This window comes from Streptomyces pyxinicus, assembly GCF_024753135.1.
GTDB lineage: Bacteria > Actinomycetota > Actinomycetes > Streptomycetales > Streptomycetaceae > Streptomyces > Streptomyces pyxinicus.
Genome location: NZ_JANUGP010000009.1, coordinates 159,776 through 173,494 on the forward strand (window position 1 = coordinate 159,776; position 13,719 = coordinate 173,494).

A 13,719-nucleotide genomic window follows, 5' to 3' on the forward strand; every position below is an offset into this window, starting at 1 on the left:
GGGTGCGTCGCTACTTCCGGTCCTGCTGGAGGGTGGCCCACAGACCGTAGCCGTGCATCGCCTGCACGTCGCGCTCCATCTCCTCGCGGCTCCCGCTGGAGACGACCGCCCGGCCCTTGTGGTGGACGTCGAGCATGAGCTTGGTGGCCTTGTCCTTGGAGTAGCCGAAGTACGACTGGAAGACGTACGTCACATAGCTCATGAGGTTGACCGGGTCGTTGTGCACGAGGGTGACCCAGGGGACGTCGGGCTCGGGTACGGCGAAGACCTCCTCCGCCGACTCGGTGCGTTCGATCTCTACGGGCGCGGGTGACGTCACGGTGACCATGCTGCCACGGCGGGCGAAAATCGTCACACTGACGAAATGGGGGTAGCATCCTCGTCATGAACACAGCGGACCTTGGGCTGCCGGTGGATGTTCCCTCGACGGCACTCTTCACCGACCAGTACGAGCTGACCATGTTGCGGGCCGCGCTGAAGGCCGGTACGGCCGAGCGGCGCAGCGTGTTCGAGGTCTTCACCCGGCGGCTGCCGGACGGACGGCGCTACGGCGTGGTGGCCGGCACCGGGCGCGTCCTGGACGCGGTGGAGAACTTCCGCTTCGACGAGGACGTGCTCCGCTTCCTGCGCGAGCGGGAGATCGTCGACGAGGCGACGCTGGACTACCTGGCCGGCTACCGGTTCACCGGCGACATCTGGGGCTATCCCGAGGGCGAGGTCTACTTCCCGGGCTCGCCGGTCATGCGGGTCGAGGGCAGCTTCGCCGAGTGCGTGCTGCTGGAGACCGTGATCCTTTCCATCCTCAACCACGACTCCGCGATCGCGGCCGCCGCCTCCCGGATGGCCTCCGCCGCCGGCGACCGCCCGCTGATCGAGATGGGCGCCCGCCGCACCCACGAACTGGCGGCCGTCGCCGCCGCCCGCGCCGCCTATGTCGGCGGTTTCGCCACCACCTCCGACCTCGCGGCCGGCTTCCGCTACGGCATCCCGACCGTCGGCACCTCCGCGCACGCCTTCACCCTGCTGCACGACCGCGAGCGGGACGCCTTCCAGGCCCAGGTGGACGCCCTGGGCCGGGGCACGACCCTGCTGGTGGACACCTACGACGTCACCGAGGCCGTCCGTACGGCCGTGGAGGTGGCCGGGCCCGAGCTGGGCGCCGTCCGCATCGACTCCGGCGACCTGCTGCTGGTGGCGCACCGGGTCCGCCAGCAGCTCGACGAGCTGGGGGCGCGGGACACGAAGATCGTGGTCACCTCCGACCTGGACGAGTACGCCATCGCCTCGCTGGCCGCCGCGCCGGTGGACGCGTACGGCGTCGGCACCCAGCTCGTGACCGGCTCCGGGCATCCGACCGCGTCCATGGTCTACAAGCTGGTCGCCCGCGCCGAGACCGCCGACCCGGGGGCGCCGCTGGTGCCGGTGGCGAAGAAGTCGAGCGGCGGGAAGACCTCGGTGGGCGGCCGCAAGTGGGCGGCGCGCCGGGTGGACGGGCACGGAATCGCGGAGGCCGAGGTCGTCGGCACCGGGCCGGTCCCCGCGGAGCTGGCCGACCGGCAGCTGCTGGTCGAGCTGGTCAAGGGCGGCGAGGTGACCGCCCGGGAGTCGCTGGACGTGCCGCGTGACCGGCACATCGCCGCCCGCGCCCGGCTGCCCCTGTCCGCGACCCAGCTCTCCCGCGGGGAACCCGTCCTTCCGACGGAGTACGCGCACCGGCGCTCGGGTAGCTAGCGCGCGACCGCCGTCCGCCCCTGCGAGCGCCCCCTCCCGCACGGGCCCGGAAGTCTCTAGGCTCAGTTACTTCACTCACCGTCGAAGGACACCCAGCATGCGCCGCGCCTTGATCGTCGTAGACGTGCAGAACGACTTCTGCGAGGGGGGCAGTCTCGCCGTGGCCGGGGGTGCCGACGTGGCCGCCGCCATCACCGAGCTGATCGGGCAGGCGGCGGGCACCGGATACCGGCACGTGGTGGCCACCCGCGATCACCACATCGCCCCCGGCGGCCACTTCGCGGACAACCCCGACTACGTCCGGTCCTGGCCCGCGCACTGCGTCGCCGGCACCGAGGGCGTGGGCTTCCACCCGAACTTCGCCCCGGCCGTCGCCTCCGGCGCGGTCGACGCCGTCTTCGACAAGGGCGCGTACTCGGCGGCCTACAGCGGCTTCGAGGGCGCCGACGAGAACGGCGTCACGCTGGCCGACTGGCTGCGCGAGCGGGAGATCACCGAGGTGGACGTGGTCGGCATCGCCACCGACCACTGCGTACGCGCCACCGCCCTGGACGCCGCCCGCGAGGGCTTCCGCACACAGGTCCTGCTGGACCTGACGGCGGGGGTGTCGGCGGCGACCACGGAGCGCGCCCTGGAGGAGCTGCGCGGCGCCGGCGTGAAACTGACGGGCAAGCCGGTGGTGAGCGGCTAGGCGGTCGGCTAGGAGGCCGCTTCCACCGGGCCGGGTGGTCTTCGCAGGAGGGCCCGGATCGGGTGCCACAGTTCCGGCGCGGTGACACCGTTGTCGTCGGGTGCGGTGCGCCATATCAGGCCGTCCGGGTGGTGCAGTACAGCGGTGATCTCGTCCGGCGTCGGAGGCACGGCGTTGCCCCGGAGGTAGATCGCGCGCAGCCCCAGGTTGCGGAGCCTGGTCAGGGCCCGGGCCCGGTTGCGGGCGTGCACGAGGACCCGCACCCCGGCGGGGTCGTAGGGCAGGTTCAGCGCCACCACGACCGTGCCGTTCGGCAGCTTGCAGAAGCCTCCAGCGGCCATGCGGTCACATCCCCGTTCCGGTCGGTGTCAATAAGCGGTTCACAGGACGCACCTAAACACGATCGGCGGCAACCCGCCAAGGGGCTGCCGCCGATACGCCTGTGACCTGCGGTTTTGTGGACTACTTCACCGCGGGGCCGACCTTGAGCTGGATCGTGGAGCCGTCCTTGGCCTCCTTGACGATCGTTATCTTGGTGTTGGTGTCAGTGACCTTCACCGCACCGGTGGGGTTCGCCGGGTCCCAGTAGGTGCTGGTGTGGTCGTTGAACACCGAGACGCCCTTGGACGCCTTGACCTTCAGCGCGACGTCGGCCTTGTGCAGCGTGATGCCGTCCGTGCCGTAGAGGCTGAACGGGGAGTCGTAGGCCTGGACGCGGTTGCGCAGCAGCGTGCCGTCGGCCCACTTCAGCAGCTTCGGGTGCGAGTCGATCGGCAGGATCAGGCCGGTGCCCGGGTGACCGCCGGGGTTCGCGTTGGTGTTGTTGTCCGCCTGGGAGGTGTCCCACTTCCAGATCAGCAGGCCGTTCTGGTACGGGTAGTGCTCCACCCAGTCGGGGCGCTTGGCCGAACCGAAGTTGTACGGGCCGGTCTTGAGCTGCTTGTCGTACGACACGTACTGCCGGTTCTCGGCGATGTAGTACTGCTTGTAGTCCTTGGTGAAGGACGCGCCGATGCGGGAGAAGCCGGCCGCGGTCCAGGCGGCGTCCTGCGTCTCGGCGTTGTCCGAGAACACCGGGGTGCCGTCCGCGGTCACGCTGATCTGGTCGGCCGTGAAGCCGGCCTCGGCGACACCGCCGTCGGAGGTGTAGCGGAAGCGCAGGTCGATCTTCTTGCCGGCGTAGGCGTCGAGCGGGAACGACAGCTTCTTGTGGGTCCCCGAGAAGCCGGTGAGCACGGGCTTGCCGCTGCCGTCACGCGGCACGGCCTGGCCGTCCGCCGTGCCGTCCAGGGCGGTCCAGTTGGCGCCGCCGTCGGTGGACACCTCGGTGTAGAGGTAGTCGTAGCCGTCCTCGATGGCCCACCAGCCGTCCAGGTCCAGCTTCGCCGAGGACTTGCCGGTCAGGTCGACGGAACGGGTCAGCGTGTTCTTGAGGTTGTCACCGCTGCCGCTCCACCACTGGGTCGCACCCTCGGCGGGCTGGGTGATCGTGGTGGTGACCGCCTTGTCGGGCAGGTTGACCACGAGGGCCTGCTTGTCCCAGGTGTTGTACTCGGCGGGGCCCAGCTTGTGCGTGGACTGCTTGCCGGCCTTGGCGGTGTCGTAGTTCAGCCAGCCGAGCTGCAGCTTGTCCCAGGCGTTCATGTCGCCGGGCAGGTCGCCGATGGACTCCTTGCCGGTGCCCAGCCAGGAACCGGAGGACATCAGGGTCCAGAAGCCGGTGGAGTTCTCGCCGCCCGCGGTGTCGTACTCGTCCGGCAGGCCGAGGTCGTGGCCGTACTCGTGGGCGAAGACGCCGAGGCCGCCGTTCTCGGGCTGGATGGTGTAGTCACCGACCCAGACACCGGTGTTGCCGACCGGCGCGCCGCCGAGCTTGTTGCCCGACGGACCGGTGGCGCCGGCGTCGGTGCCGAAGGCGTACCAGCGGTGGGCCCAGATCGCGTCCTTGCCCTGGGCACCGCCGCCCGCGGACTCGTCCTCACCGGCGTGCACGATCTGGAAGTGGTCGACGTAGCCGTCCGGCTCGTTGAAGTTGCCGTCGCCGTCGTAGTCGTAGCGGTCCCACTGGTCGTACTTGGCCAGGTCCGTCTTGATCGCGGCGTCCGACTTGCCGGCCGCCTTCTGCTGGGCGACCCAGGCGTTCAGGCCGTCGCTGACGACGTTCCACACGGTGTTGCAGTTGGTCTGACCGCAGGCGTTGTTGCCGTAACGGGCCTCGTTGTAGGGGACCTTGACCCAGTTCGAGACCTCGCCGGAGACCGAGTAGCGGCCCGAGGACTGCTTCTCGTAGTACTTCTTCAGCGACTCGGTCTTCTTGCCGGTGCCGAAGTAGAGGTCCTGGTAGTGCTTCTGGTTGTAGTCCTTCTGCCAGGCCGTGGAGTTGTCCTTCTTGCGGTCCGGCGCGGCGATCTTGTTGTGCAGCGGGCCGGCGGTGCCGCCGTACTTGGGGTCGGTCTGGTTGCCGAACTCCACCAGGATCGTGAAGATCTTGTCGGTCTTCTCGCGGCTCAGCTCGACGTACTTGCTCTGGCCCTTGCGGCTCGCGAGCTTGACGACCTTCGAGCCGTTGCGCTCCTCGGCCTTGGCCTTGCCCGATATGAGCTGGTTGAGGGCTTCCTCGCGCTGGGCGTCCTGCGTCTTGCTCAGCGGGCCGTCGAGGTCGTGCTTCTGCTGCTTCACCGGTGCCGGGTCGTGCCGGTTGACGGCCGCGCTCCCGGTGCTGGTGCTCGCCTCCGCGACGGCGAAGGTGGCGAACGTGGCGGAGGCCGCCGCGAGCGTCACGCCGATGGCCGCCGCTCTGAACGTCCAGGATCTGCTGGTCACTTGATTCCTCCCCCGCGCCGCGGGCACGGACAGGGGGTCCCGGAGTCATGGAGGGTTCCGTGCGCGCACGATCAACGCGTGTTCAAGTGACGTCATTTGACTAGAGGTTTAGAAGAAAAGACAGACCTTGACTTGAGCAGGACAAGTGCACTATGCGGAGCCGACGTCCGCTTTGCGAACGGGGGAACACGTGAGCCCCGGTCGAGCCACCGGGGCCATGACTCCGTGCGCCCCCTGTGCACCGGTACCGTGGGTTAGGTCGTGCTTACCGGGCAGGTGGCTCGGGCATGCAGGCGAAGAGAGTCGTCCGGCACCTCCCCCGAAATCTTCCGAGGACACGATTGCCATGCCTCGTCCGACCGCCGCACAGCTCGCCTACGGTTCCTGCACCGTGATCCTCTCGACGCTCGCCATGCTGCTGCTGTCCGAGACGAGTTCGGGCGTCGGGATCGCGGTCATCGCCCTCGCGGCCCTGGCACTGGGCATCCTGGTCGCCATGACGGTCCCGGCACCCAGGGCCACCGCGTCCCCCGCCGGGGCCGAGGAGAAGGAGCGCGTCCCCACGGCCCTGTGAGCGCCGGTCGCCCTGTGCGGATCGGACGCCCTGCGCGGATCGGCTAACGGGTGCTGACCTCCACCGTCTTGGCCGCCTTGTCGTGCAGGCCCTGCTTGTACGGCTTGTCGAAGAAGCTCCAGCCGCCGCAGATGACCGTCCAGACGCAGGCGCAGCAGAAGGCGAACGGCAGCCACAGCACGAGGGCGCGGACCAGCGACGTCTGCATGGAGGGCGTCGCGCCGTCGGACAGGTTGGCCACGCGCATGCCGAGCCACTTCTTGCCGAGGGTCTGGCCGGTGCGGCCGATCAGGAAGGTGTCGTAGGCGATGTAGAGGACGGCCGCGACGACGGACTGGCCGATCGACCGGCCGACCTCGATGTTGTCGCCGTCGACGCTGTACTCGCGGACGCCGAACGCCCAGGTGAGCAGCCAGACGACGATACCGACCAGGATCATGTCGATGATCCGCGCGAGCGTCCGCCGGCCGCTGTCGGCGAGCGGGGGCATACCGGCCAGCGGGTCGCCCGGATGACCGCCGGCCCCGCCCCCGTAGGGGCCGCCGCCGGGGGGACCCTCCCCGTAGGGGCTCCCGCCGTAGGGGCTCCCGCCGTAGGGGGGCGGCTGCTGGCCCCCGTACGGGTGTCCCGGGGGCGGGGGCTGCTGGGCACCGCCGTACGGGGCGTCGTACGGCGAGCCCGACCCCTGGCCCGGCTGGTCCGACGGGGGCCGCTTCCTGAACGGGTCGTCCTCGGGGGGCTGTGCTCCGGAGCCGGGGGGCGGTTCGCTGCTCATGGCCCGAGTGGAACCCGAACGCCCCGGCTCCGCATCCGCCGGGCGTCCGTCCGGAGTACCCGCCCCGCCGGGTCAGTCCGCGACGAAGGTGTGGGCGGCCTTGTCGTGCCAGCACTGGCGCCAGGGCCGGTCGAACAGGCACCACAGGACACCGATGACACCGATGCCGAGCAGCCCGGGCACGCTGTAGACCAGCCAGCGGCGCAGCGCGGCGCCGAAGGCCGGCGGCTCGTGCGCCTCGATGTCCCGCACCTCGATGCCGCACAGCCGCTTGCCGAGGGTGCGGCCCCACTTGGCGGTGGGCAGCGCCTCGTAGAGCACGCCGGCCACGAGGAACACGGCGAGGACGATGCCGAGGCTGGTGCCGGTCGTGCCGTCGAGCAGCCAGACGGTGACGGTACGGCCGGACAGCCGGGCCTCGTCGATCTTCTGCTGGATGTGGTCGGCGGCCCGCGCCCCGAGCGGTACGGCAGCGGCGGCGGTCACGGCACCCACGACCACGCTGTCGACGAGCCGGGCGGCGAACCGCTTGCCGAGCCCGGCCGGGCGGGCGGCGGCCTGCCGGCGGGCGGCGGCCTGGAAGATGTCGTCGACGGGCGGCTTCCAGGGCGCGACCGGCTCGTCCGCTCCCCCGGCGCCCCCGGCGCCCCCGGCCAGTTGGTGCACCTGCTGCGCCCAGGAGGACTGGCCCCCGCCGGGCCCCGCGGTGAGCGGCGACCCGGAGCCGCCCTGCTGCGGCACCGAGGGGGCGACGGCGGCGGGGGCCGGGAAGCCCTGGGGTGCGGGGGCCGGTGCGGCCGGTGACGGTGAGGCGGCGGGCGGCTGGGGCGCGGGCTGCTGCGGTGCCGGCGCGGATGGGGCGACCGGTGCGAGCGGGGCCGCCTGGGCGTGCTGGGCATGCTGGGCGCCCTGCGGCGCGTCGGCCGCGGCGCGGGCGGCGGCGGCCTTGCCGGCACCGAAGCCGGGGCCCGCACCCGGTCCCGCACCCGGGCCGGCGGGTGCGGGCCGCCCCGCCGGGGGCGACGCCTGCGCGGGCACGCCGACGGGCCCCTGCGCACCGAACCCGGCGGCCTCGGCCGGGCCGGAACCGGGCGCGCCGAAGCCGGCACCCGCGCCGGCTGCCGGAGCCGCCCCCGCGTCGTCACCGCGCCCCGGACCCTGACCGAACGTCGGGGTGCCCTCGGCCGGGACCGCGGCCGGCCCCGGGACCGGGCGGCGGAAGAGGAAGGTGCCCCCGTCGGGGGCGTCGCCGCCGGGCTCCGGGGCCCCGGGCGCGCCCTCGGCCGGGAGGCGGGGGTCGGCATGGCTCCCGTAGGGGGACGCGGCGGCCCGGGGGTCGGTGCCCCAGGCGTGGCCCGCGCCGCGCGGGTCGGCGCCGGCCCCCCGCGCCCCGGGGTCCTCGTCGAAGAAGTGGGGTCCCGTCTCCTCCACCACCGGAGCCACCGGAGCCACCGGAGCGGACGGAGCCACCGGAACGGACGGGGCCGAGGGGGCCGCCGGGCGGACGCCGGGCGGCGGGACGAGCGACTCGCCGTCCTTCGGCGCCGGCCGGCTGGTGCCGGGCACCCAGGAGGCGCCGTTCCAGTACCGGACGTAGCCGGGGATGGACGGGTCCGGGTAGTAGCCCTCGCGGGGCCGGTCGTCACCGGGGGCCGGGGTTGGGGCGCTCATGTCCGTCGTCCCGTATCTGCTCGGGGGTGGGATGGGAGCCTCCACATCTATCAGACCCGGGCACCGCTCACCGCCAGTCCCGCCGGACCCACTCCTTTCGGGCAACGCCGTGCCCGCCGTTCCCCCGCCGACGGGAAAAATCTTCCCGGACTCGCGTAATGGCCGCACCCCTGCCCCCTCTCTCCCGGTGCGGGCCGCCAGCCAGCGGTCCGGCAGCAGCGGACGAGGAAAGGACACACCGGCCATGCAGCACACCGTGGTGGAGCGAGAACTGGAACTGCGGCTCATCCTGTCGCCGGAGCGCGGCATCCCGGTCCCGGCCCGGCTCGGGTACCGCTCCGACGACCCGTACGCCGTCCACATCACCTTCCACATCAACTCCGAGCACCCCGTGCACTGGACGTTCGCCCGCGACCTGCTGGTGGAGGGGGTGTTCCGGCCGTGCGGGCACGGGGACGTGCGGGTGTGGCCGACGAAGGCCGACGGGCGCGGCGTCGTGCTGATGGCGCTCAGCTCACCGGACGGGGACGCCCTGCTGGAGGCGCCGGTCCCGCAGGTGTCGGCCTGGCTGGAGCGGACGCTGCGGGCGGTGCCGCCGGGGACGGAGGGCGGGCAGCTGGGCATCGACGACGGGCTCGACCAGCTGCTCGCCCAGTGAGGGCGGTGGCGCCGGTATCAATGTCAGAAGAGCTTGCCGGGGTTGAGGATGCCGAGCGGGTCGAAGACCTGTTTCACGGCCCGCTGCATCTCGACCCCGACGGGCCCGATCTCCCGGGCCAGCCACTCCTTCTTCAGCACGCCGACGCCGTGCTCGCCGGTGATCGTGCCGCCCAGTTCCAGGCCGAGCGCCATGATCTCGTCGAAGGACTCCCGGGCCCGCCGGGACTCGTCGGGGTCGCGGGCGTCGAAGCACACGGTGGGGTGGGTGTTGCCGTCCCCGGCGTGCGCGCAGACGCCGATGGTCAGTTCGTACTTGGCGGCGATCCGTTCGACGCCGTCGAGCATCTCGCCGAGCCGGGAGCGCGGTACGCACACGTCGTCGATCATCGTCGTGCCCTTCACCGCCTCCAGCGCGGTCAGCGCGAGCCGCCGGGCCTGGAGCAGCATCTCGGACTCGGTGGCGTCCTCGGCGGGGACCACCTGGGTGGCGCCGGCGGCCTCGCACAGGGCGCCGACGGCGGCGAGGTCGGCGGCCGGGTCCGGGGTGTCGAAGGCGGCCAGCAGCAGGGCCTCGGTGGTCTCCGGCAGCCCCATGTGCGCGAGGTCGTTGACCGCCTTGACGGTCGTACGGTCCATCAGTTCGAGGAGGGACGGGACGTGCCCGCCTGCCATGATCCGGCAGATCGCGTCGCAGGCGGCGGTCGCGGAGGGGAACTCGGCGGCGAGCACCAGCTGCCGCGGCGGCTTGGGGCGCAGGGCGAGGACCGCGCGGACGACGACGCCGAGCGAGCCCTCGGAGCCGACGAAGAGCCGGGTGAGGTCGTACCCGGCGACGCCCTTCGCCGTGCGGCGGCCGGTGGACATGAGCCGGCCGTCGGCGAGGACGACGTCCAGGCCGAGGACGTACTCGGCGGTCACGCCGTACTTGACGCAGCACAGGCCGCCGGAGGCGGTGCCGATGTTGCCGCCGATGGTGCACGTCTCCCAGCTGGAGGGGTCCGGCGGGTAGTACAGGCCGTGTTCCCCGACGGCGCGGGAGAGGACGGCGTTGACGACGCCCGGCTCGACCACGGCGATCCGGTCGACGGGGCTGATCTCCAGGACGCGGTCCATCTTGGTGAGGGAGAGCGCGATACAGCCCTCGGTGGCGTTGGCGCCGCCGGACAGGCCGGTGCGCGCGCCCTGCGGGACGACCGGGACCCGCAGCTCGGTGGCGGTGCGCATGACGTGCCGCACCTCTTCGACCGTGCGCGGCAGGACGACGACGGCGGGGGCGCCGGCGGGGCAGAAGCTCGCCATGTCGTTGGCGTAGGAGGCGGTGACGTCGGGGTCGGTCAGGACGGCCTCGGCCGGCAGGACGGCCAGGAGCCGGTCGGTGAGGGGGGAGGCGGCGGCCGCGGAGTCCTCGTCGCGGCGTGCTTCGATGCGGCTCATGATCACAGGGTCGCACTCGCGGCCATCGGTGTGAACCCCGTACGCGCCGCCCTTGGGCCGCATGGATGTGCTTGTCATATTGACGCACAGTGAGCGTCATGGACAACCGATCGAGCGCCCCCGGTACGTCCCTGATCACCGGACCGGAGCAGCCGCGCCGCTGGTCCCGGTGGCTCCGCCGGGTGCTGGTGACCGCGCTGGCCGGTGGTGCCGTCGCGGGCGCGGTGCTGGCGCTGCCACCGCACGGGCACCGCTCCGGGGCCCCGCGGCCGGCCGCGGGGCCGAAGGCCGCCGTTCCCGCCGCGGTCACCTTCGGGGTGCCGGCCGCGCTGCCGCTGCTGACGGAGGTCATCGGGCAGCAGGAGCGGCGGGTGCGGGAGCGGCCGCGCGACGCGCGGGCGTGGGCGGTGCTGGGGACGGCGTACGTGGAGCGGGGGCGCCGGACCTCCGACCCGGCGAGCTATCCGAAGGCCGAGCAGGCGCTCCGGACCTCGCTGCGGGTGCAGGGCGCCGGGAACACCGGGGCGCTGGACGGCCTGGCGGCGCTGGCGCTGGCGCGGCGGGACTTCCCGGCGGCGAAGGGGTACGCCGAGCAGGCGGTGAAGGCGACGCCGAAGCGCTGGTCGGCGTATCCCCCGCTGATCGACGCCTATGACGGGCTCGGCGACTTCAAGGCGGCCCGGGCGAGCCTGGACAAGCTGCTGGCGCTGCACCCCGGTCCGGAGGGCCGGCCCGCCGTGATGGCTCGGGCGTCGGCGGCGTACCGGGACCGGGGCTGGCGCGAGGACGCGGTGGCCCAGCTCACCGACGCCGCCGCTGCCGCCGGCACCCCCGCCGAGCAGGCCGCCTATCTGACCGGGCTGGGACAGCTCGCGTGGGAGCGCGGGGACCTGCCGGACGCCCTGCGGCACTTCGACGCGGCGCTGCGGCTGGACCCGGACCGGCGGGAGGCGCTGTCCGGGCGGGGCCGGACCCTGGCGGCCCAGGGGAAGCCGGCGGAGGCGGTGGCCGCCTACCAGGAGGCGCTGGCCCGGCAGCCGAGTCCGCGCGACACCCTGGAGCTGGGCGAGCTGTTCGAGTCGCTGGGGCGGACCCGGGACGCGGAGGCGCAGTACGAGCTGGTGAAGGCGCGGGTGCGGCAGGCGGTGGCGGGCGGTGTCGACGAGGAGCTGCTGATCGGCCGGTACGAGGCCGACCACGGCGACCCGTGGGAGGCGGTGGAGCGGCTGGAGGCGGAGTGGGAGCGGCAGCCGGGGATCGAGGTGGCCGACGCGCTCGGCTGGGCGCTGCACCGGGCCGGTGACGACGAGGAGGCGCTGACGTACGCCACGACCGTCACCGACAAGGAGAAGGGCGGCGGGGTGCTCAGTGCCCTGTACGCCTTCCACCTGGGCATGATCGAGGCCGAGCTGGACCGGACCGGGCCGGCCCGGCGCCATCTCCAGCAGGCGCTGCGCATCAACCCGCACTTCTCACCCTTGCGCGCCCCCGAGGCCCGCGAGGCACTGGGCGCGCTGGGCGACGTACCCGACGAGCCGCTCCCCGCCGAGACCCCCTGAGGGGACCCGGAGGGGAGCGTACGGGCGGCGGCTCAGAGGTTGCCGCGCTTCTCCTGCTCGCGCTCGATGGCCTCGAACAGGGCCTTGAAGTTGCCCTTGCCGAAGCCCATGGAGCCGTGCCGCTCGATGAGTTCGAAGAACACCGTCGGCCGGTCCTGGACGGGCTTGGTGAAGATCTGCAGCAGGTAGCCGTCCTCGTCGCGGTCGGCGAGGATCTTCAGCTCGCGCAGGGTGTCGACGGGCACCCGGGTGTCGCCGACCCACTCGCCGAGGGTGTCGTAGTAGGAGTCCGGGGTGTTCAGGAACTCGACGCCGGCCGCGCGCATGGTGCGGACGGTCCCCACGATGTCGTTGGTGGCCAGCGCGATGTGCTGGACGCCGGGGCCGCCGTAGAACTCCAGGTACTCGTCGATCTGGGACTTCTTCTTGGCGACGGCCGGCTCGTTGAGCGGGAACTTCACCTTCAGGGTGCCGTCCGCGACGACCTTCGACATCAGCGCGCTGTACTCGGTGGCGATGTCGTCGCCCACGAACTCCTTCATGTTCGTGAAGCCCATGACGTTGTTGTAGAAGCCGACCCACTCGTCCATCCGGCCGAGTTCGACGTTGCCGACGCAGTGGTCGATCGCCTGGAAGGTGCGGCGGGCCGGCGGCTCGACGAGCGGCGTGGCGGCGACGAAGCCGGGCAGGTAGGGGCCGTCGTAGCCGCGGCGCTCGACCAGGGTGTGGCGGGTCTCGCCGTAGGTGGCGATGGCGGCGAGGACGACGGTGCCGTGCTCGTCCTTCACCTCGTGCGGCTCGCTGACCGAGGTCGCGCCGTGCTCGACGGCGTAGGCGTGGGCGGCGCGGGCGTCGGGGACCTCGATGGCCAGGTCGACGACGCCGTCGCCGTGCTCGGCCACGTGCTGGGCGAGGAAGGTGCCCCACGGGCTGCTCGCCTTGATCACCGAGGTGAAGACGAACCGGGCGGCGCCGTTCTCCAGCACGTAACTGGCGGTCTCGCGGCTGCCGTTCTCCGGTCCGGAGTAGGCGACCAGCTTCATGCCGAACGCGGCGGAGTAGTAGTGCGCCGCCTGCTTGGCGTTGCCGACGGCGAAGACGACCGCGTCCATTCCCTTGACCGGGAAGGGGTCGGCCTGCCGTGCGGTGTCGGGGGTGTGGTGTGTGGTCTGCGTCATAGCCGAAGGGTGGCCGCACTCTGCAAGGTGCGCAATAGTTCCGGTATTCACTGGGCAACCTGTTCACCGGTACGGCCGCCCCGGCGGACTTTCTGTACAGGATGACCACCGCGGGAGGGCTCGGATGGGGATCGACCGGCTGGACGGGCGGATCATCGTGCTGCTGGCGCGGGAGCCGCGGATCGGGGTGCTGGAGATGTCCCGGCGGCTCGGGGTGGCGCGCGGCACTGTGCAGGCGCGGCTCGACCGGCTTCAGTCGAACGGAGTCATCCGCGGATTCGGTCCCCAGGTGGATCCGGCCGCCCTCGGCTACCCGGTCACCGCGTTCGCCACGCTCCAGATCCGGCAGGGCCAAGGGGCCGACGTACGGGCCTACTTGGCGACCGTGCCGGAGGTGCTTGAGCTGCTGACCACGACCGGCGGCGGGGACATGCTGTGCCGGCTGGTGGCCCGCTCCAACGCCGATCTCCAGCGGGTGATCGACCGGGTCGTCGGTTTTGATGGCATCGTGCGGGCCTCCACGGCGATCGTCATGGAGAACCCCGTTCCGCTGCGGGTCATCCCGCTGGTGGAGCAGGCGTCCGCGGACAGCGAAGGGACGGAACCGACCCGGGGGTGAGCAC

Annotated in this window: 13 protein-coding genes; 6 read left to right on the forward strand and 7 right to left on the reverse strand. The window is 72.3% G+C overall.

Annotation, left to right across the window (positions count from 1 at the left end; all coding sequences use genetic code 11):
- Positions 1–10: 10 nt before the first annotated feature.
- Positions 11–328, reverse strand: coding sequence for an ATP-dependent Clp protease adapter ClpS (clpS, locus tag NX794_RS14895; RefSeq protein ID WP_258778999.1), 318 nt, complete (start codon positions 326–328; stop codon positions 11–13).
- A gap of 56 nt (positions 329–384) precedes the next feature.
- On the opposite strand from clpS, the gene NX794_RS14900 reads away from it, so the two are divergent.
- Both NX794_RS14900 and NX794_RS14905 read left to right on the forward strand, forming a co-directional pair.
- Positions 385–1,731 carry a nicotinate phosphoribosyltransferase gene (locus NX794_RS14900; protein ID WP_258779000.1) on the forward strand — a complete coding sequence of 449 codons (1,347 nt, stop codon included), beginning with the start codon at positions 385–387 and terminating at the stop codon, positions 1,729–1,731.
- A gap of 97 nt (positions 1,732–1,828) precedes the next feature.
- Complete coding sequence (locus NX794_RS14905) at positions 1,829–2,422, forward strand: isochorismatase family protein (protein WP_258779001.1); 594 nt, start codon at positions 1,829–1,831, stop codon at positions 2,420–2,422.
- 8 nt (positions 2,423–2,430) lie between these two features.
- On the opposite strand, the gene NX794_RS14910 is transcribed toward NX794_RS14905, so the two are convergent.
- Both NX794_RS14910 and NX794_RS14915 read right to left on the reverse strand, forming a co-directional pair.
- Complete coding sequence (locus NX794_RS14910; protein ID WP_258779002.1) at positions 2,431–2,763, reverse strand: hypothetical protein; 333 nt, start codon at positions 2,761–2,763, stop codon at positions 2,431–2,433.
- A gap of 121 nt (positions 2,764–2,884) precedes the next feature.
- Positions 2,885–5,245: an immune inhibitor A domain-containing protein gene (locus NX794_RS14915; protein WP_258779003.1), complete on the reverse strand. Its 2,361-nt coding sequence runs from the start codon at positions 5,243–5,245 to the stop codon at positions 2,885–2,887.
- Positions 5,246–5,591: 346 nt separating this feature from the next.
- On the opposite strand from NX794_RS14915, the gene NX794_RS14920 reads away from it, so the two are divergent.
- Positions 5,592–5,819 (forward strand): hypothetical protein, encoded by a 228-nt coding sequence (locus NX794_RS14920; RefSeq protein ID WP_258779004.1) that lies wholly within the window; start codon positions 5,592–5,594, stop codon positions 5,817–5,819.
- A 43-nt stretch (positions 5,820–5,862) separates the two neighbouring features.
- Here the strand turns inward: NX794_RS14920 and NX794_RS14925 are convergent, their stop codons facing one another.
- Positions 5,863–6,594, reverse strand: coding sequence for an RDD family protein (locus NX794_RS14925; protein ID WP_258779005.1), 732 nt, complete (start codon positions 6,592–6,594; stop codon positions 5,863–5,865).
- A 72-nt stretch (positions 6,595–6,666) separates the two neighbouring features.
- Positions 6,667–8,265, reverse strand: coding sequence for an RDD family protein (locus NX794_RS14930; protein WP_258779006.1), 1,599 nt, complete (start codon positions 8,263–8,265; stop codon positions 6,667–6,669).
- Between the two features lie 244 nt (positions 8,266–8,509).
- On the opposite strand from NX794_RS14930, the gene NX794_RS14935 reads away from it, so the two are divergent.
- Positions 8,510–8,923, forward strand: coding sequence for an SsgA family sporulation/cell division regulator (locus NX794_RS14935; protein ID WP_258779007.1), 414 nt, complete (start codon positions 8,510–8,512; stop codon positions 8,921–8,923).
- Positions 8,924–8,946: 23 nt separating this feature from the next.
- Here NX794_RS14935 and NX794_RS14940 read toward each other — a convergent pair whose 3' ends face one another.
- Positions 8,947–10,365: an FAD-binding oxidoreductase gene (locus tag NX794_RS14940; RefSeq protein WP_258779112.1), complete on the reverse strand. Its 1,419-nt coding sequence runs from the start codon at positions 10,363–10,365 to the stop codon at positions 8,947–8,949.
- 92 nt (positions 10,366–10,457) lie between these two features.
- On the opposite strand from NX794_RS14940, the gene NX794_RS14945 reads away from it, so the two are divergent.
- Positions 10,458–11,918: a tetratricopeptide repeat protein gene (locus NX794_RS14945; RefSeq protein ID WP_258779008.1), complete on the forward strand. Its 1,461-nt coding sequence runs from the start codon at positions 10,458–10,460 to the stop codon at positions 11,916–11,918.
- 32 nt (positions 11,919–11,950) lie between these two features.
- On the opposite strand, the gene hppD is transcribed toward NX794_RS14945, so the two are convergent.
- Positions 11,951–13,096, reverse strand: coding sequence for a 4-hydroxyphenylpyruvate dioxygenase (hppD, locus tag NX794_RS14950; protein WP_258779009.1), 1,146 nt, complete (start codon positions 13,094–13,096; stop codon positions 11,951–11,953).
- 124 nt (positions 13,097–13,220) lie between these two features.
- On the opposite strand from hppD, the gene NX794_RS14955 reads away from it, so the two are divergent.
- Positions 13,221–13,715, forward strand: coding sequence for an Lrp/AsnC family transcriptional regulator (locus NX794_RS14955; RefSeq protein ID WP_258779010.1), 495 nt, complete (start codon positions 13,221–13,223; stop codon positions 13,713–13,715).
- Positions 13,716–13,719 lie beyond the last annotated feature (4 nt).

Coding starts and splice junctions, on each gene's coding strand:
- clpS (WP_258778999.1), bottom strand. CDS start 328: ATGGTCACCGTGACGTCACCCGCGCCCGTAGAGATCGAACGCACCGAG.
- NX794_RS14900 (WP_258779000.1), top strand. CDS start 385: ATGAACACAGCGGACCTTGGGCTGCCGGTGGATGTTCCCTCGACGGCA.
- NX794_RS14905 (WP_258779001.1), top strand. CDS start 1,829: ATGCGCCGCGCCTTGATCGTCGTAGACGTGCAGAACGACTTCTGCGAG.
- NX794_RS14910 (WP_258779002.1), bottom strand. CDS start 2,763: ATGGCCGCTGGAGGCTTCTGCAAGCTGCCGAACGGCACGGTCGTGGTG.
- NX794_RS14920 (WP_258779004.1), top strand. CDS start 5,592: ATGCCTCGTCCGACCGCCGCACAGCTCGCCTACGGTTCCTGCACCGTG.
- NX794_RS14925 (WP_258779005.1), bottom strand. CDS start 6,594: ATGAGCAGCGAACCGCCCCCCGGCTCCGGAGCACAGCCCCCCGAGGAC.
- NX794_RS14930 (WP_258779006.1), bottom strand. CDS start 8,265: ATGAGCGCCCCAACCCCGGCCCCCGGTGACGACCGGCCCCGCGAGGGC.
- NX794_RS14935 (WP_258779007.1), top strand. CDS start 8,510: ATGCAGCACACCGTGGTGGAGCGAGAACTGGAACTGCGGCTCATCCTG.
- NX794_RS14945 (WP_258779008.1), top strand. CDS start 10,458: ATGGACAACCGATCGAGCGCCCCCGGTACGTCCCTGATCACCGGACCG.
- hppD (WP_258779009.1), bottom strand. CDS start 13,096: ATGACGCAGACCACACACCACACCCCCGACACCGCACGGCAGGCCGAC.
- NX794_RS14955 (WP_258779010.1), top strand. CDS start 13,221: ATGGGGATCGACCGGCTGGACGGGCGGATCATCGTGCTGCTGGCGCGG.